At 45.6% G+C, this 22,617-nt stretch carries 20 protein-coding genes; 5 read left to right on the forward strand and 15 right to left on the reverse strand.

All coding sequences use genetic code 11. The features are described from left to right. Positions 1-168 precede the first annotated feature (168 nt). The 9 genes from QUB70_RS22825 to QUB70_RS22865 all read right to left on the reverse strand — a co-directional run bounded on the left by QUB70_RS22825 (position 169) and on the right by QUB70_RS22865 (position 5,892). A complete protein-coding gene (locus tag QUB70_RS22825; RefSeq protein WP_332983614.1) occupies positions 169-963 on the reverse strand; it encodes a sulfite exporter TauE/SafE family protein in 795 nt (264 codons plus the stop codon). Positions 964-1,278: 315 nt separating this feature from the next. Beyond that, positions 1,279-1,791 carry a hypothetical protein gene (locus QUB70_RS22830; protein ID WP_332983615.1) on the reverse strand — a complete coding sequence of 171 codons (513 nt, stop codon included), beginning with the start codon at positions 1,789-1,791 and terminating at the stop codon, positions 1,279-1,281. Between the two features lie 221 nt (positions 1,792-2,012). Further along, positions 2,013-2,414 (reverse strand): YidH family protein, encoded by a 402-nt coding sequence (locus QUB70_RS22835; protein ID WP_332983616.1) that lies wholly within the window; start codon positions 2,412-2,414, stop codon positions 2,013-2,015. 166 nt (positions 2,415-2,580) lie between these two features. Then, complete coding sequence (locus QUB70_RS22840) at positions 2,581-3,003, reverse strand: YidH family protein (RefSeq protein ID WP_332983617.1); 423 nt, start codon at positions 3,001-3,003, stop codon at positions 2,581-2,583. A 144-nt stretch (positions 3,004-3,147) separates the two neighbouring features. Then, positions 3,148-3,798, reverse strand: coding sequence for a hypothetical protein (locus tag QUB70_RS22845; RefSeq protein ID WP_442927811.1), 651 nt, complete (start codon positions 3,796-3,798; stop codon positions 3,148-3,150). Between the two features lie 197 nt (positions 3,799-3,995). Beyond that, positions 3,996-4,658, reverse strand: a complete 663-nt coding sequence (locus QUB70_RS22850) for a cadmium resistance transporter (RefSeq protein WP_332983619.1) — start codon at positions 4,656-4,658, stop codon at positions 3,996-3,998. A gap of 20 nt (positions 4,659-4,678) precedes the next feature. Beyond that, on the reverse strand, positions 4,679-5,383 hold the full coding sequence (locus tag QUB70_RS22855; RefSeq protein WP_332983620.1) for a cadmium resistance transporter: 705 nt from the start codon (positions 5,381-5,383) through the stop codon (positions 4,679-4,681). A 98-nt stretch (positions 5,384-5,481) separates the two neighbouring features. Further along, entirely contained in the window at positions 5,482-5,661 is a 180-nt protein-coding gene (locus tag QUB70_RS22860; protein ID WP_332983621.1) for a hypothetical protein, read from the reverse strand. Between the two features lie 93 nt (positions 5,662-5,754). Beyond that, a complete protein-coding gene (locus tag QUB70_RS22865; protein ID WP_332983622.1) occupies positions 5,755-5,892 on the reverse strand; it encodes a hypothetical protein in 138 nt (45 codons plus the stop codon). A gap of 280 nt (positions 5,893-6,172) precedes the next feature. Between QUB70_RS22865 and QUB70_RS22870 the strand changes: the two genes are divergently transcribed. Beyond that, entirely contained in the window at positions 6,173-6,298 is a 126-nt protein-coding gene (locus tag QUB70_RS22870) for a hypothetical protein (protein ID WP_332983623.1), read from the forward strand. 141 nt (positions 6,299-6,439) lie between these two features. Further along, positions 6,440-7,372, forward strand: coding sequence for a LysR substrate-binding domain-containing protein (locus tag QUB70_RS22875; RefSeq protein ID WP_332983624.1), 933 nt, complete (start codon positions 6,440-6,442; stop codon positions 7,370-7,372). Between the two features lie 121 nt (positions 7,373-7,493). Here QUB70_RS22875 and QUB70_RS22880 read toward each other — a convergent pair whose 3' ends face one another. Further along, a complete protein-coding gene (locus QUB70_RS22880) occupies positions 7,494-8,234 on the reverse strand; it encodes a prohibitin family protein (RefSeq protein ID WP_332983625.1) in 741 nt (246 codons plus the stop codon). Between the two features lie 164 nt (positions 8,235-8,398). Next, positions 8,399-9,601 (reverse strand): EAL domain-containing response regulator, encoded by a 1,203-nt coding sequence (locus tag QUB70_RS22885; protein WP_332983626.1) that lies wholly within the window; start codon positions 9,599-9,601, stop codon positions 8,399-8,401. A gap of 424 nt (positions 9,602-10,025) precedes the next feature. Between QUB70_RS22885 and QUB70_RS22890 the strand changes: the two genes are divergently transcribed. Next, positions 10,026-10,541: a heme-binding protein gene (locus tag QUB70_RS22890; protein WP_332983627.1), complete on the forward strand. Its 516-nt coding sequence runs from the start codon at positions 10,026-10,028 to the stop codon at positions 10,539-10,541. Here QUB70_RS22890 and QUB70_RS22895 read toward each other — a convergent pair. The 3 genes from QUB70_RS22895 to QUB70_RS22905 all read right to left on the reverse strand — a co-directional run bounded on the left by QUB70_RS22895 (position 10,507) and on the right by QUB70_RS22905 (position 13,546). Further along, on the reverse strand, positions 10,507-10,944 hold the full coding sequence (locus QUB70_RS22895) for a secondary thiamine-phosphate synthase enzyme YjbQ (protein WP_332983628.1): 438 nt from the start codon (positions 10,942-10,944) through the stop codon (positions 10,507-10,509). The genes QUB70_RS22890 and QUB70_RS22895 overlap by 35 nt on opposite strands. Before the next feature lie 112 nt (positions 10,945-11,056). After that, on the reverse strand, positions 11,057-12,157 hold the full coding sequence (locus tag QUB70_RS22900) for a glycosyl transferase (protein WP_332983629.1): 1,101 nt from the start codon (positions 12,155-12,157) through the stop codon (positions 11,057-11,059). Positions 12,158-12,532: 375 nt separating this feature from the next. Next, positions 12,533-13,546 carry a hypothetical protein gene (locus QUB70_RS22905; protein WP_332983630.1) on the reverse strand — a complete coding sequence of 338 codons (1,014 nt, stop codon included), beginning with the start codon at positions 13,544-13,546 and terminating at the stop codon, positions 12,533-12,535. A gap of 122 nt (positions 13,547-13,668) precedes the next feature. Between QUB70_RS22905 and QUB70_RS22910 the strand changes: the two genes are divergently transcribed. Then, entirely contained in the window at positions 13,669-14,235 is a 567-nt protein-coding gene (locus QUB70_RS22910) for a hypothetical protein (RefSeq protein WP_332983631.1), read from the forward strand. Positions 14,236-15,317: 1,082 nt separating this feature from the next. Then, the gene (locus tag QUB70_RS22915) at positions 15,318-17,786 is read left to right on the forward strand and encodes an ATP-dependent Clp protease ATP-binding subunit (protein ID WP_332983632.1); all 2,469 of its coding nucleotides are present in this window, start codon (positions 15,318-15,320) and stop codon (positions 17,784-17,786) included. A 715-nt stretch (positions 17,787-18,501) separates the two neighbouring features. On the opposite strand, the gene QUB70_RS22920 is transcribed toward QUB70_RS22915, so the two are convergent. Next, positions 18,502-22,614, reverse strand: coding sequence for a hypothetical protein (locus QUB70_RS22920; RefSeq protein ID WP_332983633.1), 4,113 nt, complete (start codon positions 22,612-22,614; stop codon positions 18,502-18,504). Positions 22,615-22,617 lie beyond the last annotated feature (3 nt).

Consider the following 22,617-nt stretch of genomic DNA (forward strand, 5'->3'; position numbering starts at 1 on the left):
CGCGAGCTTTGAGTGGTGCTTTCTGTCGTTTCAGATTTCTTCTCCCCACAATAAAACCACCCTGCTTCTTAAGGGGGATTTAGGGGGATCGAGACTCGGCTATAAACAAGATATACAAAAGTTTTTAGGGAATTGTTGACAGCAATACTCCTGACCTTACCCTACTTTTCAGACTTGATACAACTTCCAACTAGCCATCGCCAACATTCCGTAAATCGCAAACTTAAGCGGGCGTTGAGGCATAATTTGGCAAAATTTAGCACCTACCAAAACTCCCGGCACCGAACCCAACCAAATCGGCAATACTAAACTCCAGTCTACCGTTCCGAGGCTGAGGTGTCCCAGAGAGGTAAACGTCAACAAAATTGCCGCCTGCGAAATATCTGTACCCACCAATTTAGAAGAATCCAGGCGGAAAAAAGCAATCAGCAGCAGTGCAAACATCGCACCGGAAGACACGCTAGTGATTCCCACTATGCAGCCCAAAATTGCTGCTGCACTCACAGTACAAATACGGCCATAATTAGTATTTAAGTCCCATTCAGGGGGCGAAGGCAATTTCAAATTTGGGAAAAATGTTTTCAGCAGTAATTGTGTCAGCGATAAAGCTACAATTAGGGCGATCGCAACTCCCAGACAGCGCAGCAATATGCAATCTAAGTTCGGATTTGGGCTGCACTTGATGCAGTGTAAAAGCCACACCCCAGCCAGCGAACCGGGTACGCTCCCCAAAGCCAACCACTTAACTATTTGCAAGTCAAGGGTTTTTTGCTGCCAGTGTTTGAAGCCACCAACTACTTTCATCAGTGTAGCAGCTACGACATCCGAACTAATAGCAATTGATGCCGGAATTTGGAAAATAAAAATTAACATTGGGGTGATGAGCGACGCTCCGCCAACTCCGGTCAAGCCAACGATAATTCCCACGAAAAAGCTGAGAGACGATAGTAATAAGTAGTTCACTGTTATGCCCAAAAACTGTGTACTTAAGCGTAGAAAACCAACCAAGTGATAGTATTGGTGGCTGCTAAAACACAGCAACACAGGCCAAATGTAACTTGCATTTAAATCTTTTGCTGCCAGATATTATGCTGGTAAAGGCTTGAAGTTTTAAAAGTTTACCGCGATAATCATCTTGGCAAATTTAAGCAACTGCAAATAGATATTATTCCATCAATTTACAGTGTAGAAGCTCCCTGATTTTATTATATATCCCTGTGTTACTGATTGAAAAAAACCTCGATTGATTTATTGGGTTTATATTCTGCCTTCTACGTTTTACCTGAGAGTGACGAGCATCATAGGTAAAAGAGAGCTGAGGTTAATCGACTCTTTGCTGGAAAATAGGTCGGGAGTATCGAGAACTTTAAAATGAATCAATGCCACAACGACAACTGTGAATGCGGTTGATGAGACTAAACCGGTCAATAACTCTTTTTTGAGGTTGTTTTCCTTGGGTTTGTCTGTAAAAACATCTACAGCCCCGAATTGCATCAAGAGAATTCCAGCTATGTTGGAAAGCCAGTAGCCAACGATTGAGCAAGGAAACAGTAAATCTGGAGAAAGCCAGCTACAGATATACCCAAAGGCATAGGCAATTGGCAGGTTGAAAAATAAATCGTTCCACCAACACAGCGGTGACAGCAAATATCCAATTGCTAGCAGCAATCCGCCTCTGAGTTTTTTCAACCAGCCTTTCTTCAAGCCGTCTGGCTTAGCTTTGGGTAACTTCTCAGGGGCTGGCTGTGCAGGAAGCTGGGACTCTTCACTGACTTTTTTAGCATTTTTCACGTCAAAATCTCATAACTCGATCGATCTACCGTAGTTTATCATCAAAACCGAGTAAATGTCTAGTAACTCGATCGAGTTACAGTAGTTTATCGAGACCGAGTAGTAGGGACAGGGCGAAAGCCTTTGTCCTTACGGGGATCGATCGCGGGCGCGTACTTCACAAACGTGGAATCTGATGTATTTATACTCAATTGCTGTTGACTGTTAAGTCTGCTGTGCGCTCAATCGGGTATCACAACAGTTACCGATCCCTGGGCGGCTGCCAAAATCGAATAAATTACTCCAATTCCCAATAAGCCGACAGCGAAACTGAAGAAGAATACCATGCCGTCTGGTGGCTCGTAGGTATCGTCGTCAATGTGCTGGCGAACGGTGAAGTAATGCAAAGTTGAGATTAAGACTGTCCCCAAACCTACTAGAGAGAAGATTAAACCCAATTTCCACCCCATCGCCTGACGGTACTGTACGGGGAGTTGGACGACGCGAAGTCGCACGACGACGACGCCAAAACCCATGAGTGCGATCGCCGCCCGCATCCATGCTAAGAAGGTGCGTTCGTTTGCCGATCGGTCGATCGCCCATGACAAATTTTGCTTTCTTGGTTTCTTCTCATCTACTTTCATCGATGTGAACGATCTAGGCTTTTTGTGGTAAATGAAGTGCGTGGCCATCTAAAATTTACAAGTTCAATTTAACAGGTCGCAGCGACGCACCCTACAAATTAACTTTCCTCGGTGTAGATAACTGCACGCGATCGCACTCTTTAACATTGATATTAAACCGCAGCCATTATTCCGCTGTCATCAAACCTTCTAAGCTGGAAGGAACGGTGAATATATAATAAATTACCCCAGCCCCTAGAAGTGCGATCGCGAGGCTAAAAAGAATTACCCAGCGATCGGTTGGTTCATAAGTATCGTAATCGATATCGTGGCGGACGCCGAAGTAGTGCTTAGTTGATAATAGCACCGTCAGCAAACCCACTGCTGAAAAAAGCAAACCCAACTTCCAGCCATTGCCGGGATTGGGCAGCAGAGGGGGATGGAAGGCGCGAAGGCGCACGATAACTACCCCAAAACCCATCAGCGATATTGCTGTCCGCATCCATGCTAAATAAGTGCGCTCGTTTGCTAAGTGATCCCGCACCCGCGACGGATTTGGTCGCTTAGTCTTTTCTGTATTTACTTTTGTGGATTTCCAATTTAATAGCATAGATGCAACCTTTTAATATTAACTCCAAATATGAAGGTAAACCGATATACTTTCGCTGGGACGATTATCCGCCGGGATCGCTCCCGGCGGGATTTTGCGTTGCACGATCTCTACACAGCCGATCGCATTACAACTTCACCAAAACTAATCATTTTCCTCAGTAGGTGCGTTGGGAACTTGCGTATCTATGTAAGCCTGAGTCACGTCAGGAACAAACCAATTCGCATCCCCGGGCTTGAAAACTTTAGCAGTAGGAACGTTGAATTCAACAGCCGCCGTATCGGGATTAGCTGTCGCTACAAATTGAGTTCCGTCAACTATCTTAACAGCTACACCGCCGGTCAATGCTTGTGCAAGTTTATCGCCCACACTTAAATCGGTTGCTGTGACATCGCTGGGCAGATAAATTCCATCGCAATCCCATTTATGTTCAGTTGTTTGGCCGGCCCCCAGAAAATAAAGAGCATTCTCGTAAGAAGAAGCTGCTTTTTTGCGTTTCGGGCCGTAAACAGCCAGCGTTTTTCCTGTATCGTTGCGGCACTGACCCCAGTTTTTACCTGTTTCTAAAGTGTATTTTTGAAACTCCAACTGAGCGATTTTTTGCTGAAGTTCTTCCGGCGTGTAACTCTCATTTGGTTCGGTTGAATTTTTCGCAGCTAACAGAGTGTCAAGAGTTTGACTCACCTCTATGTAGTCTGGATTGCTCGTGTATTTAGGCTTGCTTGACTCAGCCCAAGAGGCGGGAGCAAAAACTAAATTTGCCGCAATGACTAATACCACTAAAACAAGTTTCAAGAATCTCACTATTTTTCTCCTTTTGTAGGTGCTTTGATGATTTACAAATTCCCATATAAAGGGAATTTTAATTTCCAGGCAAACAGCCCGGTACTTTTACATTTATCTTATCATTTATCCGGTCGCTGTCAAGTTAATTTGCACAATTTTTAACTGTATTTTCACCGCAAATTTATTCACAATTTATGAGAAAACATCTATCTTGAGGGGTATAGTGGCAGCAAGCGATAAGTACCGCTGTCTATCAGAATGAAGATTCCCAAGCCAATCAAAACGAAAGGGACAACAGCCTTGGTATAGCGAGTCAAAATACGGGCGATCGCCCTTTGGCGAGTTAAGCGATAAGCGGCATAAGACCAAACACCTACCATCACCGAGAAAACCGCCAAAATCACCATCAAGCTCGGCAAATCGCTGCTAGCAAACAGCGGCAAATAAATGCCGATGTTGTCTCCCCCGTTCGCCACTGTTACCGCAGCCACATTCAAAGTTTGGGGGTTGAAAAGATTTGCTAGTTTTGACACCGCAGATGAGTTAGATTGACGGTTAAATTCGCCCGATACCGCTTGTACGTCATTTTCCTCATTTTCTCTCTTGGCTAAGTGACTGATGCCGATCGCGATCGGAACCAAACCCAGCAAACCGATAATAGCTTGAGGCACAATTAAGCCGCCAAAAAAACCGGGCAAACTAGCAGCGACGAGTGCTGCAAATCCGAGGTACTTACCGACAAAGATATGCCGGGGGCGGAAAGTATCATTTACCTGGGCGAAGAACAGCATCGAAATCACCATATCGTCGATATTGGTTGCGGCAAAAGATGTAATCCCGGCAATAATCGCTGCTGCAATCCAATTCATGTGCTGTCCCTGCAATTTTTCTAAACTTCAGTTTCGCTGGCGTTACTTCTGCTCATAGTTATCAAACAGAAACAGCAACCAACTAAAGATATTATACTTAAAGTTGGACTTGCAAACGTGCCGCTTTTCACCAGAATCGCCAATCCCAATCCGATCAAAACAAAAGGAACTAACCGATCGCCGTAGCGACTCAAAGTATCTGCGATCGCCTGCATCTGAATTAACCGATAAGCAGCGTAGCACCAAACCCCCACCATCGCGAAGAATACAGCGAGAACAACCCCCAAACTTTCTAAAGTATTGCTAGCAAACAGGGGCACGTAAATACCGATATTGTCGCCTCCGTTTGCCACCGTCACCGCTGCAACGCTGCAAGTTTGGGGAGACAGAAAGTTGCTCAAAAAAGATTTCTCAGATTGCTCTAATTCTGCCTCAACTTCCGAATCGTCAGTTTCTGGATTCAGCAAGCGGCTAAGCCCGATCGCAATTGGCAGCAAACCCAGCATTCCGATCCAATCTGGCGGAAAGATCAAGCTGCCAAAAAACCCGGGAAGGCTAACTAAAACCAGTGCACTAAAGCCCAGATACTGACCGAAGACGATATGCCTGCGCCGAAATACTGCATTCACCTGCGAGAAGAACAGCAACAGAATCAGAATATCGTCAAGATTCGTAGCCGTAAAAGCTGTCATCCCCATAGAAATTGTTGTTAGCAGTTCATTCATTTCTGTATCTCCTTAAGTTTTGTACTTGGGTTTTTACGCCTGCTTTTTTTACCGCGTCAAATCAAATATTTGGGTGGGCAGTTTCCCCCCTACAATTACTAATTAAAGCCGTTGTTGTCGATCGATACAGTATTCAATCGAACACCGCCGTAAATTGCATTTTCTGCCTCGAATTTGGCGTGAATTGCGTCAATACCATGCTCCATCGAACCGACAAGTTCAGGAGAACGCAGCCGCTGCAAGATAAACCAGCCGCAAGTAGCCACCAAGTACATCAAAAACAAGTATTGTAGGGTGCGTCAGCCCTTTCTCATTTCCCTTGTAAGCGTAAGTGTTCGCTTCTGACGCACCCTACAGGCCTCGTTAGTGGTTTAAATGCTCCACAGCTTAGCCACCAAGTACATCAAAAACAAGTAAGGAAACGCATCGTAAGGAGCTTCTGGAGGTGGGAACATAGTGCTGCCGGGAATGCCCGCGCTGCCCGCAAGCCGATTAGAAAACTCAGCCAAGTTCCGTTTCCTGAAAGAGCAACGATTAAGCCTATATTGGATGCGGGTATAGTTGCAGGTGCAATGACGGCAAAGGATTGAGCTAAAACTTCTCCGAAGGAAAGGCAATCCGGCTTAAAGCCGCGGACACTCTGATTTTTTGGGATTTTTTTGGTCATTTATCTTCTCTATTTTTGTCGATCGCCAAAAGTCGATCGGCTTAAACTTGTCGGTTCTGGTTCAGCGGGCTCTGCTCTCGAAGCTTAAGTATAAGCGTAATCCCCTTTTGGGGTAGAATCAAATGTTGTTTTTTATTGAATTAATAAGTGCAAGTGATGCAGTGGCCCGGAAAACAACTGTTAGCGGTACGGGAGCGATCGGCCGCCAAAAGCTCAAACCCTTGACGTTAAAAGGAATATTTAATTAACTGCTGGCAACCGTTCTTTTTTGGCAATTCCAACCTGTACAATAGAGTCGATCGAAAGATTGGAGTCAAAGCTTAGCCGCAATAGATTTTAGTCTCGAAAAGTAACTGTATTTGGTAAAGGGGGAAGGAAGAATGGCCCGAATGACGCTAGACCAACTGCGAGTTTTTCTAGCTGTAGCCGAACACCTGCACTTCAGCCGGGCGGCGGACGAACTTTACATCACTCAACCCGCTGTCAGCGCCGCAATTCAAAACTTAGAGGAGCAATACGGAGTAAAATTTTTTCACCGCATCGGTCGCCGCATCGAGATCACAGAAGCTGGGAAGTTGCTGCAAATCGAAACGCAGAAAATTCTCGACCAAGTTGCTTTGACCGAGAGAGGATTGCGAGAATTAAACGACTTGCAGCGAGGAGATTTTAATTTGGGATCGAGTCTGACAATTGGCAACTACTGGTTGCCAGAAAAACTTTGCTATTTTAAACAAAAGTACCCAGGTATTACCGTGAATTGCACCCTCGCCAATGCAGATGAGATTTGCACGGGGACGGCGACAGGAATTTTTGATTTAGGTTTGGTGACGGGAGACATTAAACCCGCGCTTCAGATTACTCTAGAAGCAGAAGTTGTAGGTAGCGAGCGCTTGCTGATTGTGGTTGGCAAATCCCACCCTTGGTTTGAGCGAGCCGAAATTAGTTTAACTGAAATTGCGACAACAGATTGGGTGATGCGAGAACCGGGTTCGGGAGCTCAGCAAATGTTTGAACAAGCTTTGCAAAGTTGGGGCATCAATCCCGCTGAATTGAATGCAGTTTTAGTTTTGAACAGTAGCGAAATGGTAAAGGCTGTGGTTGAAAGTGGCGCTGGTGCAGCGGCTATTCCTGAATTAATGGTAAAGAAAGAACTACAGCTTGCGACACTGCGAGCTCTTCAAATTGTAGATTTTAGAGAAAATTCTCAGCCGACTATGGAAATAGTTCAACCAGTTTTAAAACTGAAGAACAGGCAACGTTTTCAAACAGGAATTAGTAAAGCCTTTGAACAGATATTAACTGAATTTGCTAGTAATTGGTAAGGAATGAGAATTAAATAACTTACACTCTTGAAAGTGGGGTGTCCCGCCCGCCCTTTTTGGACGGGCGGGACGCCCATCCCACAATAACAATTAAAATTGTAAGTTATTTAATTTGCGATCCTTAATTACCGCTGTTGAATAGTTTTCTCACATCCAATATATTTTTACTGCCATCGCCCACAATCAGTGGCAATTTTCCATTCCATTTTTCGATAGCTTGTCTTTCCAACAATTCCGCAGTCAAATTGTCCCTGAGCAATCTTTGAACTTCTGCTTCTCCTTTTGCTAAATTCACCTTAACCTCGGCCTCTTTTACAGCCTTAAGTGCTAAAAACTCCCCTTTTTTTGCTTCCTGTTCGGCAATTTGTTTCGCCTCCACCGCATCGCTAAACCGCTCCGAAAAGTGAACGTGTACTAAAGAAATATCGTCTACGGCAATATGATATGCAACCAGCCTCAAGGTCAAAAAATCATCAACTCCGGCTTTAACTTCTCCACGTTTAGTAATAATTTCTTCCGCAGTGTACTTAGCCATGACTGCTTTTAATACTTCTTCAACTGCCGGATCGATAATGCGATCGACTACTTGTTTTTCATCACCTATTTGTTGAAAAATGGCATTGGCTTCATCGGGAATAATATGCCAGTTCAACGCTACATCCGTGAAAACATCTTGCAAATCTTTTGACGAAGCTTCAGCGGAACTTTCCTGTTTTTGCACTCGCACGCTCAACTTTTGTACGGTATGAACTATGGGGAGAATTACGTGAAGTCCTTCTCCGAGTACCTGTTCTTGGACTTTACCAAACTGCATCATCACGCCCCGTTCTCCAGCGTTGACGATCACAAAAAATTTGGACATAATAGCTAAAAACACTATCAATAGAGTTAGTTGAACAGCTATGTAAACATCCTTATTTTTTTTATTGCTTGATTTGAGTGAGTCAACGTTACTGCTGGATTCAAAAACCATATTCCACCCCGCTCGCACTTGATTGTCCGACAAATATTAACTTCACCGATATTCTATTTGCCTTCCAGCAGCAACTGTTCAAAATCCGCTGCGGGCAAAGGACGACTGAACAAATATCCTTGCATTGTATCGCACTCGTAGCGCCAGAGAAAATCTTTTTCTGCTTCCGTCTCAACTCCTTCGGCAATTACCTCAAGACAGAGACTGTGCGCCATTTCAATAATAGCTTTCACGATCGCTGCATTTGCGCAACCATCGGTGATGTTGCTGATAAAACAGCGGTCAATTTTTAAAGTATCGAAGGGGTATTGCATTAGATAGCTTAAAGAAGAATACCCAGTTCCGAAATCGTCAATAGATATAGAAAGTCCCAAACTTTTCAATTGTTGCAGAGTAGCGATCGCACTTTCGGCATCTTCTACCATCAAACTTTCCGTCAGCTCTAATTCCAAACTGCTCGCTTCCAAACCAGTTTCTGCTAAAATTTGGGCAACTCTGCTGCTGAGATCCGGTTGGTGAAATTGGCGAGGCGACAGATTCACCGCTACCCGCAGCGAAAAACCAGCATTTTGCCAAACTTGCATTTGCCTGCAAGCTGTCTGCAAAACCCATTCGCCTAATGGTATAATGAAGCCAGTTTCTTCGGCATCTGGAATAAATTCTGCGGGCGAAATCAGCCCTTTTTCTGGATGCAGCCAGCGCACTAAAGCTTCTGCGCTCATAATTTTACCAGTCTGGACATTGACCTGTGGCTGATAGTAGACTTGGAATTCTTCTCGTTCCAGGGCGCCGCACAAACTTGTTTTTATCTCCTCTAATTTGTGGGCGGCATCTTGGAGTAATGCAAAGCTTTGCGATCGCAAATTATGCTGCTGTTCGGCCCAAGCTTCTTGTTTTTTCAAGCGGCTCGATATCGCGCCCACAAGTTCAGATTTAGTAAAAGGTTTAGTCAGGTAATCATCTGCTCCCAATTCCATACCTTGCCGCATTTCAGAGCGATCGGCTTTACCGGTGAGAAAAACAAAAGGTACTGTAGCAGTAACAGGATTCGATCGCAACGCCACCAGCACCCCGTACCCGTCAAGTTCCGGCATCATCACGTCGCAAATAATCACGTCGGGAAGATTTGACACCGCCGCAGATAAACCTTGCGCTCCGTTGGATGCACCCGTCACGTCGAAACCTTCCGCTTTGAGGAGTTTGAGAATATTTTCCCGAATTACTTGCTCGTCCTCAATTACCAGAATCTTTTTCATATGTCATTCCCTGAAAGCGATATAATTGGTCGGCGTTGCTGAACGCGATAAGCGTGGCAATAACTGATAACGCACAGCTCGATCGACAAAACAGCCGAATATTTTCCAACAAAAATAGCAGACGCCCCTGAAAAACGCTAATATTTCAAGGACAACTAGATTAATGTTTCTCTGCTTACTTAGTGCTGTCCGTATTATTACGAGGTTTATTAATAAATCTCTAAATAATTCTAGGCGATCGACAGTTAGCAGCGCCCTAAATAACTGCTAAACTGGTTGTGTCGCTCGATCGATCGTCTGCAAACAATCTCAGCCTATTTATACCACTTGCAAAAAAACAATGCAACTGCAAGCAAGTTCCAAAGCTTTGCAGAGTCAGTCTTCCCCCATTTTTTATTGTAAAATCTAAAATCTAAAATCTCAAATGGCATTACCTAGTGGATTCCCTGAGCCCGCACAGATTGGGGTCATAGAAGTTAAGCAATATCCTCAGTACCGCGCTGTCACCTACACCCACGCGGGCGATTTGCGACAAGCAACTGGCATCGCCTTCAATCCTTTATTTCAACACATCAGCAACAACAAAATTGCGATGACAACGCCAGTAGAAGCGCGCTACACGGCAACTTCCGGGGAAATCGATGCAGTTCCTGTCGCAGAAGTTTCGTTCCTCTATCCCGCACCAAATATCGCCCCCAGCAGCGTTAATTCCGCAGTTGCAGTCACGGATACTTCGCCGATGACGGTTGTCAGCATCGGCGTGGGCGGGGCATACACTTGGGAAAGCTACGAAAATAACCTCTCCCAACTCAAAGATTGGCTTCAAGAACATCCCGAATACGAAATAGTCGGGCCTCCGCGCCGCTTTTTTTACAATTCCCCGATGACGCCGGAAGCAACTAAAATCAGCGAGGTACAAATTCCGATCGAATACCGCTGACGTGAACAACTAATTCGCGAATGTAGCCCCGCTGGCGGTGTTCCCAGAGGTAAATTCCCTGCCAAGTTCCTAACAATAACCTGCTGCGGTCGATCGGGATTTGTTCGGAAGTATGAGTCAGCGCAGTGCGAATGTGAGCCGGCATATCGTCTGGGCCTTCCGCATCGTGAATGTAGCGATCGCCCTCCGGTACCAGTTTAGCTAAAAAGTTAGCCAAATCCTTAAGTACATCCGGGTCAGCATTTTCTTGAATCACCAAACTAGCAGAAGTGTGGCGCAAAAATAACGTACAAAGTCCCGTTTTAATACCTGAATTCGCCACCGCATCTTCTATCTTAGGAGTGATTTTGCACAGAGATTTCCCTGTAGTTTGAATCTTGAGTATCTGTTGATAGTGAGTCATGCGATTTTAGATTTTAGATTTTAGATTTTAGATTTTGGATGAGACTGATGCAAGACTCTTCTGTCTGGCGTTGCGCCGACTTTGTTTGTGCAGGATCGATTTCAAATCGCACTTATGAAAAATAGTCTACAACAGCTTGGGCGATCGCCTCCGTACCATTTTTATCCAATTTATCCGACAAACGGGGCGGATGCAGCGGTTGTCGCAAAAACTCCCAATCCCCCTCAAAAAACTCCGTCGCCGTCAAGATTTGATGTTCCGCATAATTTTGAATCCCTTCCAGCAACACCGCAGCTTCTGCAAAACCTTCTCTCATGATAGAAACAACAGGTATGGACAAGCGCAAAGCTTCCGAAAAAGTGCTGTATCCAGGTTTAGAAACCAAGCGCCCGCAGACAGGCATAATATCAACCGGACGCGGTAAAATCGGGAAAGATTTTGCAAACTCCTGATTTTTGACATTAATCAAATTCGGCAAATCGGGAGAACCCGCATCAAAAGTAATAAATTGCCAGTCGCTAAATTGCTGTAAATTTTGATAAGGAATTTCCTCTAAACCCAGTCCGCCGAAAGTCAACAATACAGTTTTTTCCAGCGGTGTTTCGATTCCGAATACTTCCCGAATTTTCTCGTTACTGTAGCGAGGATTGCCGCCAGTCAAGCCCACATCTTGAATATTTGGAAAAGGTGGCATCGGTTCGTGTAAAGGCAGACGAAAAAGCCGATCGCACATTCCGAAACATTCACCAATCCAATCTGCCATTTCTGCAAATTCCCCGCCCCAATCTCGATAGATAAAATCCCACCCAAAATTGCTCATCATCCAGCAGGGAACCCCAGCCGCTGCCGCCATTCGCGTTGCCAAAGGAGGAATATCTGCCAGCACCAAACCCACCCGATTTTGCTTGATAAAATTAACTTCGCCCGCAATTAGCGAATTTTGCTTTTTCCGAATTTCCCGCAATTTTTCCAGCGTCGCGTCTTTATCCATATGCAAACTGTCAGCTTGCACCACACCCACATCAAAAGCGCGGGGACGCAGGATAAAGTCGCCGCTAATGTAAGATTCTAGCAGCCAGCGAGGTGCAGTTGTGGTGATAATTAGTAAGATATCCGGGTTTAATTCTTGAATTTTTGCAGCTACGGAGGAGACTCGGACAGCGTGGCCGAATCCGTGATTGGTGATGGCAATATATAATGTTGGTCTAGACATTGATAATAGGGAATAGGGGATGGGGAATTGGGCATCGGGCATCGGGAATTGGAGGTAGAGACTGGAAGGCAACAAGGCCAAGCTTCAAGCGACGCACAACCAACAATGACACAATTAATAACTAATGACTAAGCTGTTGCGGCATTTAAATTGTATTGTATGTCAAAAAAAATTAAATTCTTGTGGGGAGTAGGGGTTGGGCGTCCCGCCCGCCCTGAATATACAATAGACCTCTTGCAAAAATCCTTTTAATCAAATTCTGGAACGGGCAAGATGCCCATTCCACAAGAAAAAAAATTTTGTGGGTTGGGCGTCCCGCCCGCCCTGAATATACAATTTAAATGCGCGACAGCTTATCGAATATGCAAAAACTCATCAATCGGACGCGCCCTGTGACCAAACAGGCAATTGATTAATTTTGTCCAGGGTTATATCTACATACTTTTTACCCTCCGCCGCTTGATTTTCTCCAAAATATCCATCATCGCCGTCATGCTTGTGAGGGCCGCTGAAAGCTTCTGCATAGCGGCCTTGCAAACGCGCTTGATTGAAAGGAGAAGTCGCGAACCAGTACCAGCGAGTCGGAAAAACTATGCCGCCAATATCCTCAATTGAATCGCGAGTGCCGCGAAAGTGGAAAATGCGATCGGCTTCTGCAAAACCATTTTCTCCCGAAAACACGCCCCCAACCGAAACAACAGTAATTTTTGCATTCAGCCATTCTTTAAGATAGCGAGTAGCACCCAAAGCAACTTGTGCGCCGCCGCTAGTGCCGATTAAAATAACTTTCAAAGGTTTTTGACGATTAACTGAAATCGGAGATTGAGCATTCATGCGCTCGATAATTGCATTAGCAATTCCCTGATTGTATGCAAAGCCGTAGCGATAATCTAGAGAAATTGCAAACCTCCAGAGATTGCGAATTTTAATGAATATATTTCCCGCAATCGGCCCGCTTTTTGCGTTTTCTGCAAACCGCCAAAAAGGAGCTAGCCACCGCTGTCCTCCTAAACTTTTGTTAGAAGCTGAATAAGGAAAAATATCGCCCACTGCTACGCATTGCGGGTGACTTTTAACTAAACTCTTGAGAAAAAACTCTTCTCCCGGTGTTAATTCGTCCCCCGAAAAATCGCCAACTCCCGGTAAAAAGATGATATAACAATTGAGCGGCGAAGACTTGCGGGCTTCTAGATTGCCGTTGTTTGAGGGCAATATTTCCGGCGGACTTTTCTTGAACCCCAAAGTTTCGGCACCTTGACCCAGCCACCATATAACAGTTCCCACCGGCGAAAGAATGCCCCAAATTATCAGGATTACACCGGCGATGAGCAACAAATTTAAACTTCCCCCGCGCAGCCACGCAAGTATCCGCCAAATCAATCTTAGCATTTAATAAAATCTGGTAGAATGCCAATTAATTACCTAATTACCTAGAAATAGTTCGGTGATTCTGCTGTATTAGAGCTTATTTTGTAAAAGTTGTCAACTATCTTGAGGATCGGGAGTTCAACGTGAAGGGAGAAGATTCAATTGCAGGTTTGGGGGCAACGCTTTGGAACGCACTTTCTTTGGACGGCAATTTTTACGAAAAAACTCCCTACACTCCCAGAACTAAGCGAATAGCTTTAACGATTGTAATTTTAGCAGCCGTGTCCTGGGTTTTGGGCAGTGCCGTCATTTTGTTAATCAACCGAACTGAGCCATCAGTATTATTTTTAGGACTTTTGATAGAGGGTTTGGCAGTCGCGGGGGGTTATTATTTTTGGACTTTCACTATCTTTAAAATCGGGGAGTGGCTGAAACCGGGACACGTAACTTATGGGGAGTTGCTGGTTCCGATCGGATTTGCGTACGCCCCGCAAGTGCTGAATTTCTTAACGTTAATTCCCTTGCTGGGAGAAGGAATTGAGCGGATATTAGCTGTGTGGAGTTTGCTAGCTGTAATTGTGGCAGTTCGCCAAGGTTTGGATATTCAAACTCGGTGGGCGGTGTTAATTTGTTTTGTGGGTTGGCCGTTGATTCAAATTGCGATCGGCTTTGTGAAAGTAATTGAACAGTTGCTTTCACAATGGGTTTGAAAAAAGCAAATTGTCATCAAAAAAATGGGTAGAAACCCCGTCCTTCTAGGACGGCTTTATATTGTCTTTTTTTTTGATTACTACCGCCTTGGAATTGGTTGAGTCGGTGTACTTTTGTGTTGCACTTTCAACGGGACAGTTACCGTTTCAAATCTTCCAATCCTGTACGCATAGTATTTGCTCACTCAGAGCCTCCCTTGCGGGGTAATGTTAGCTTGTCGGTCAATGTTTTTTAAGCTTTTTAGGCTAGCAGCACTGTTTCAGTGACCTTAGAACTGTTTAACCACTAGCGACAGAGCAGGGGACTAGCTTCGCATCCCAGGGTGTCGTGACTCAAAAAACGTAGTCCGCGAAGGACTTAGGCTGGTCAGGATGGCTTTCTAGATTTCTCTTTCAAGCCTCGTGCCTTCAGGCAGAGGTTCCTGACAGTTAAATCTGTAGGGTGCGCAATGTGCATCTTACCACTACCAAGAGCAGAGCAGACCATTTTTGCGTAATTTCTAAGGAATTTAAACAGACCGCTAATTTTGCCATTGCGATCCGGAGTGTCCAGAAGTCCCTTAACCTGTTAAAATAAAATTGCTTTGGGTGAAATACTTCAGCGCATCGCGTCATTTCAAACAAAAGCATTCCCCGCTAGTCATCTTATGCTCAATAGACCTCTTGCAAAAATAACTAGGACGGGCAAGATGCCCATCCCACAAATTTTTTTTTATTGTGGAATGGGCCGGAGAACCAGTTCCAGAATTTGATTAAAAGGATTTTTGCAAGAGGTCTAATGACGCAGTTTGCTTGCCAATTTTAAAAAATGCTTGACAGGGGCGCCACCGCAAAGTAGAGTGAGGCACAGTAAATAGCATGATTTTTGACCTTAATTTGCATTGCCATTTGTCGATCGTACTGCGAGACGGCAACTACACCCTTACTATTCGGCTCTCCCCACTGTCCGCCCCCCGTTACCAGCGATACATTGTTATAGAAGGAAATACACAAAAATTTACATCTATAATTTGTGTAATGTTCCAAATCGCTCCTCACGAGCAGCGATACAGCCCTCGCCAAGACAGTAGGATAGAAAAAATATGTTTGAACGCTTTACAGAACAAGCCATTAAAGCAATCATGCTAGCCCAAGAGGAAGCGCGGCGCCTCGGCCACAATTTTGTAGGCACCGAGCAAATCCTTCTGGGACTCGTCGGCGAAGGCACTGGCATCGCTGCAAAAGTATTACTGGATATGGGCCTCAACTTGAAAGAGGCGCGCAACGAAATTGAAAATATCATCGGTAGAGGTTCCGGGTTCCTCCCGCCGGAAATTCCTTTTACGCCCCGCGTCAAGCGCATTTTTGAGACGGCGCTGAACGAAGCGCGGCAGTTAGGCCACAATTACATCGGCACCGAGCACATCCTGCTGGGGCTGATCCAAGACGATGAAGGAGTGGCGGCGAAGGTGCTGCAAAACTTGGGGATCGATCGCCAGAGAGTCCGCACGCAGGTAATTCGTGCCGTGGGAGAAGTCGCGGCAGTACCCGGAGGCAGGGGGGATAGCGGCGATCGCAAAATCCCGACTTTAGAAGAATTCGGCACAAACCTGACCAAGTTAGCCGCAGCCGGCAAACTCGATCCCGTGGTGGGTCGCGAAAATGAAATCGAGCGCGTGATCCAAGTGCTCGGCCGCCGCACCAAGAACAATCCAGTGTTAGTAGGCGAACCGGGCGTCGGCAAAACAGCCCTCGCCGAAGGTCTCGCCCAGCGGATTGTTAACAGAAACGTCCCGGAAATTTTAGAAGACAAACAAGTAATCAGCCTCGATATGGGTTCGCTGATTGCCGGTACAAAATTCCGGGGCGAATTTGAGGAACGGCTGACGAAAATCATGGCCGAAATTCGCGCAGCAGGCAATATCATTCTGGTCATTGATGAAATTCACACCTTAGTCGGTGCAGGCGCGATTCAAGGCAGCATGGATGCTTCCAATATGCTCAAACCCGCCCTTGCTAGAGGCGAATTGCAGTGTGTCGGCGCAACTACCCTGGACGAATATCGCAAATACATCGAGCGCGATGCAGCCTTAGAACGCCGCTTCCAACCGATCAAAGTCGGCGAACCCAGCGTGGCTGAAACAATAGAAATATTGTACGGTTTGCGATCGGCTTACGAACAGCACCACAGGCTGACAATTTCCGACGCAGCTTTAGAAGCAGCGGCCACACTGTCAGATCGGTACATTAACGATCGGTTTTTGCCAGACAAGGCGATCGACTTAATTGACGAAGCAGGTTCCCGCGTCCGCGTGATGAACTCGCAAACCCCGCCCGAAGTTAAAGAACTCAAAAAACAACTGCCGGCTGTTACCAAAGAAAAAGATACTGCCGTGCGCGAGCAAGACTTCGACAAAGCTGGAAAATTGCGCGATCGCGAATTAGAAATCGAAGCCGAAATCGCCGAAGCTACTATCAACAAAAGTCAGCTCAAAACCTCTCCCACCGTCACCGAAGAAGACATCGCCCACATCGTGGCTAATTGGACGGGAGTACCGGTCAGCAAACTGACAGAATCCGAATCAGAATTGCTGCTGCACATGGAAGACACGCTGCACCAGCGCTTGATCGGTCAAGAAGAAGCTGTCAGCGCAGTTTCTCGGGCCATCCGCCGGGCGCGGGTAGGCTTGAAAAATCCGAATCGCCCGATCGCCAGTTTCATCTTTTCCGGCCCCACAGGCGTCGGCAAAACTGAACTTACAAAAGCCTTGGCAACTTATTTCTTCGGTTCCGAAGAAGCCATGATTCGGTTAGATATGTCCGAATTCATGGAACGGCACACTGTTTCTAAACTCATCGGTTCGCCTCCGGGTTACGTCGGCTACGATGAAGGCGGTCAACTAACAGAAGCAGTCCGCCGCCGTCCTTACACGGTCATCTTGTTCGACGAAATCGAAAAAGCTCACCCGGATGTCTTCAACATGATGCTGCAAATCTTGGAAGACGGCCGCTTGACCGATGCCAAAGGTCGGACAGTAGACTTTAAGAATACGCTGCTGGTGATGACATCAAACATCGGTTCGCGAGTGATTGAAAAAGGTGGCGGCGGTCTAGGTTTCGAGTTTACTGAAAACTTTGCAGATGTTCAATACAACCGCGTTCGCAATTTGGTCAACGAGGAACTGAAACAGTTTTTCCGTCCTGAATTTTTGAACCGCTTGGATGAGATTATCGTCTTCCGCCAGTTGAACAAGGAAGAAGTGAAGCAGATTGGAGACATCCTGTTGCAGCAAGTCTTCAGCCGCTTAACCGAAAAGGGTATTACTTTATCGGTGACGGAACGGTTCAAGGAACTGTTAGTTAAAGAAGGCTACAATCCCAGCTACGGTGCTCGACCTTTGCGGCGCGCAATCATGCGTTTGTTGGAAGATGTACTGGCTGAGGAAATGCTGTCTGGGAAGCTGAAAGAAGGCCAAAGCGCGATCGTAGATGTGGATGAAAACGGTCAGGTTAAGGTGTTACCCGATGGTTCATCTGAGCCGAAATTGCCTGAATTTGCTTTGAGCCATTAATCCGATCCACACGGCTAAATACTGTTGATTAAAAACCCGGTTTCTTCAAGAAACCGGGTTTTTAATTAGACAATACCAACTTGATTAATACCAATTTAATGTGAAGTTGCATATATCTCGATCCCCCTAAATCCCCCTTAAGAAGGGGAGTAGGGGTTGACTTTGAGCGGAATCTTGTCCCCCCCTTATCAAGGGGGGCTAGGCAGGGTGGTTTTATTGTCGGGAGAAGAAATCTAAAACTACAGAAATCATCGCTCAAAGGTTGGGTGGCGTATTAGACGCAACTGTAATATTTAATCAAGGTACGTAGTTGGGCTTGGGCCCTCTTTAAACATATATATAAAGAGGGCTGAAGCCCAACTACGTACCTAATTTTTCTGATGACAATAAAACCACCCTACTTATCAAGGGGGGCTAGGGGGGATCGGATTCTATGCAGCCTCATAAAAAATTGGTATAACTGAGTTGCGATCGTTGGTTAGTCCGGGAATATTTGAGTTTTTGTCTGCGAGTGCAGGTTTAATAGACCTCTTGCAAAAATAACTAGGACGGGCTCTCCGGCCCATCCCACAAATTTTTTTTTCTTGTGGAATGGGCATCTTGCCCGTTCCAGAATTTGATTAAAAGGATTTTTGCAAGAGGTTTAATAATGCAATTATACTACATCCAAAGTCCTTCAGTAGGGCAGATATTGCCCGCCTGACTATCGATGATTCTAATCCCAGGATTGCAATTGCACAACCCAATGCTGCACCCAAGCAGAAATGCGATCGCGCCTAGTTTCAAAAGTAGCAGCAATCCAGATAAACGCAATCCCAAAAGCCAAACCGATCGCCCATTTAATCAGCGGGTAATCGAATATCAGAACCACCAACTGATAGAAAACATTGATTAAAAATACAGCCGTTCCCACAAACAAAAACGCCCGAACTCGCAGCGCCAAACCCGCAGCAATCGCCACCAAACTAAAAGATCCCGCAACCAAACCATTGCTTTGCTGAGTCAACAGAGGTATGCCGCAAATCAGCGCAGTTGCGATGATTCGCAGATTGTGGCGCAGCGGTTTTTGTGCTGGTAATTTGAAAGCGCGATCGAACTGAGCAACGTAAAGGAAAGAAAGCCCTAAAAAAGTAAAGTACCACTCCGGCTGAGTCAATCCCATTTGTACAAACCACCTGAGCAATATCCAGTCAATTATTGCCACACTCACGTAGGTAAAACGGACTTGTCGCTGTTCCCAAGCCAGGAAAACATAAAACGCGGCAGCTATCAGCAAGCTAATCGGATAAAACTGAGCCGGACTTTCCAAAATAGCAATTATTGGAATCAGCGAAGCAATTACCTGCCAAGATTTTTTTGACCAACCCCAGTTATCCCAAGGCAAAATATAAATGAAATAGGCTAATAGAGAAGCGAGGGCAACTTTCCAAGGCCCCAGCGGCCCGGAAATGTACTTGACTAAAGGCGTGTTAATCCAATAAAGCCGGATACCAAAGGCTTCTAGCCAGCCCAAGTAAATCCAAATGTCCGCCCGTTGGCGATCGACATTATTTCGCCCTTGCAAGAAAGCGTATTGAACTAATAAAGCACCAGTGACTAATCCTAAACTTAAGCCGGATTTAATATCACGGGCAGAAGCCCAAATCAGCAGCCAACTGCTCAAAACCCAGTGCAGGTGAGTAAATATTTTTATTTCAGCATTGGTTAAACGCAAATAATTGCTCAGCCAAGAAGACAAAATGCGATAGATATAGGTTAAAGTTGTGCCGAGAGTTGCTAGAACAATTAAGCCGTCGCCCAAAGCTCCGCCCGGTGTTTGAAAAAGTTGATATAGTAGGGATTCGTAAGCCGCAACCGACACGCCAATTAATCCCAAATAAACCAGAGGTTTGAATTTTTGCTCGCGCCTGCCAATGCCGATCGCAATTAAAGACGCGCCTAAAGAAATTAAACCCGTTCCATTTGTAAATGTGTGCGATCGCAAAATCAAACCCAACAGCCCGTAAAGCAAGGGTATAACATGAACGCTAGGTAAAATTGTGCGATCCTCTTCGTTGGCTTGGCTAACGGGGTTGCGCCGCCGCCACACACCACCCAACAATTGCGCGGACAATCCGATCGCAATATTAGCAACTGCCAGATTAATCGTATTGCGTTCTACAAAACTCAAACCGACTGCTGTCAGCAACTCCAAACTCCAAGCCAAGGCATAAATTTCCCAAGGTGAAATTTGTCGGTAACTCCGGTAAACAATAGCAGCAATTATCCCCAAAGTCGCCGAAAATACTTTAACAGATGACTGCCAATCAAAGCTAGTGTCTGTGTATAAGCTAAAGGAATAAACAGTGATAATTGTCAACAGCAAGCCTGCCAGTAAGATTGCCCAACCATCGAAAGCTCGATCGTAAATTTCAGCTAATTGAGCGCCCGAACGTACGCCCCGTCCGTAGCGAATCATCATATCGCGAAGCAACCACAAACACAAAAGTGCGATCGCCCCAGCAATTGCCCAATCCCAACCCGACACAAAACCTAATTCATAGATTGCAGCCGCTGCGAAACTCAAGTTAAATCCGACGGTAATTGCTGCTGCTGGCATTTTTACCAAATAGTAAGTATTGACTAACATCAACACCGCTGCAAAACCCAAGCCAATTAACCGATATCCCGGAAAATCAAAAATCAGAAATTGTGCGAATATTAGGGCGATCGCACTAAAGCTACTGGCAACTTGTCTGTGAGGCCATTCGGTATATTTAGCAACAGCAGTCAAAGCCAAAGGTGTCGCCAGCCAGAGCAAACTCCACTGAGGGCGATCGGTAATAGGTGAAAGATTGCTTTGCAGCAGAATAAAGCTGAATCCTGCTAATACTAAGCCGATATACCAAGAACTTTGGAACCATGCAGGATGCCAGCGGAAAAATGCAGAACTTTCTCGGGTATTTGCCGCTTTCATCCAGATAAAAAATCCCCATTCAGCAGCCATGAAAATCAATAAAATTGCCGCCCAAATATTGGGTGTCTGGTTCGGGAAAAATAAGTCAATTGCCGAACCGATCGCGCATAAACCGATAATGTGAGTCAGGGAAACTAAAAATGCCGGATTGCGCTTTCGATCGACAGCAGGATCGGGCATCGAAACTCGCCGGGAATTATCGGGAATTAGGTATTTCCAAGTTATCCAACCTAAAGTTAAAGTAGAAGCTACTAAATTGAGCGATCGCCAAAAGGGATTTACTAAACTAACAACAGTTAAAACACTCCCCAAACCGAGAGCAAGATTTTCACCAAAACGGGCAAGTTTAAACTTTTGCTTGCGGTAGAGCCACTGCGCCGCACTTACCGTTAAAATTAAATAAGGCAACAGCAGAACACCCCAAAAAGCCCGAGGAGTTTCATGAGAATTTGTAAGCTGAGTTAAAAATGCCACAAATTGTGTTTTAATCCCTACAGGAAGCACTCGCCAAAACAGCCAAATACTCTGAAGTCCCACGGCGAAAAGCATTAGCAAATCAAACTTTTGCCAAAACCGCACTAAGCGGTTATAAAAAAACCACACAGCCAATCCGCTAAGTGCGATCGCCTGTAGGGGAATTTCGCGAAAACAAACCAGCCACCCCAAACCCAACAAAGCCCCTCCTGCTAATTGCCAGTTAAAAAAGTTGCTGGGATTTGGCTGGTCTGATATATTGTTTTTAATAGTCGCAGATGCGAGGGGTTGCTGCCAATCCAGCCATGCTAAAAGCACGCCGCAAATTCCCAAAGCTAAACCCATTTGGGCGATATCTATACCCTTGACAAAAATCGCCCGACCGAGTAAAATCCCTAAAGAATAAGCTACTAAAGCCGCTTTTTTGTAAGTTAGAAAATCTCGGCTGGAACTGAAAGAAGTGGCGATAGTTTCAGTGTTTCCCCCGGGCGTGATAGATTGCAACCGTTCTTGCTGAACTTGATAAACTGTAGCAGCGGCAGTTCCCACCGTACCCAAATAAACCGCAGCCAGGGAGAAGCCTGCAACTGCCCAACCCCACTGCAAATAACTCAATCCCAAATGATTTAGGGCGATCGAGCGAGTGACTTTTTTTCCCCACAAGCTTTGATACTGAGATGCGATAATCCCGCTAGTTATCCAAGTCAAAAAAACTGCCGCTGCGATTGCTACCGCCCAATTCCAAGGATAACGCCACAATCCAAAAGTATCCATCGCCCAAAAATTTATCGGCACTAATAACAGCGTCACTTCTTGCAAAGTTTGAGCTGTCAAGTGCAAATTAGGCTGTTTTTTCGCCCAACTGCTAATCGCCCAAAAAGTTAAAGTATAAGCTAACAAAACTCCATATTGTCCGGCAGCCGGAAATCTTTCCCACTGACTGGCAGCTAAGACTCCTGATGAGACAACTACCATGAACACTCCTAAAAATAACAGCCACACGACGCTAATTTCCGCTATTAGCGAGTGCAAAATTTGACTGATAAAATTCGGGGTTTGAGCAGTTTCTGCGCGCCTCGCAACGTTTTTTGTGGTGCTGGGTAATGCTTTTTGTGCTGATAAAGCAGGTACTTTGGACTCTGGTGCAGGATCGATCGCCCGTTGGCGAAGCCCGCCCCTACGGGGGCTACGCCAACGAAGACGATCGTCAATTTCAGAAAGACTTACAGCGGGATCGGGAAGCGGGCAGACTAAATGCTGCCGGCACAATTGCTCAACCTCAGCGGGCGAAAGCAAACCCAGCCGCATCCACTCATCTAAACCTGTCAGTAACTCAGGATGCGACGCTAAAACGCTGAATTCAATTTTGCTCGCGAATCGACCTTTAGGAGACGACATCGG

The sequence above is a fragment of the Microcoleus sp. A003_D6 genome, from assembly GCF_036702825.1.
GTDB lineage: Bacteria > Cyanobacteriota > Cyanobacteriia > Cyanobacteriales > Microcoleaceae > Microcoleus.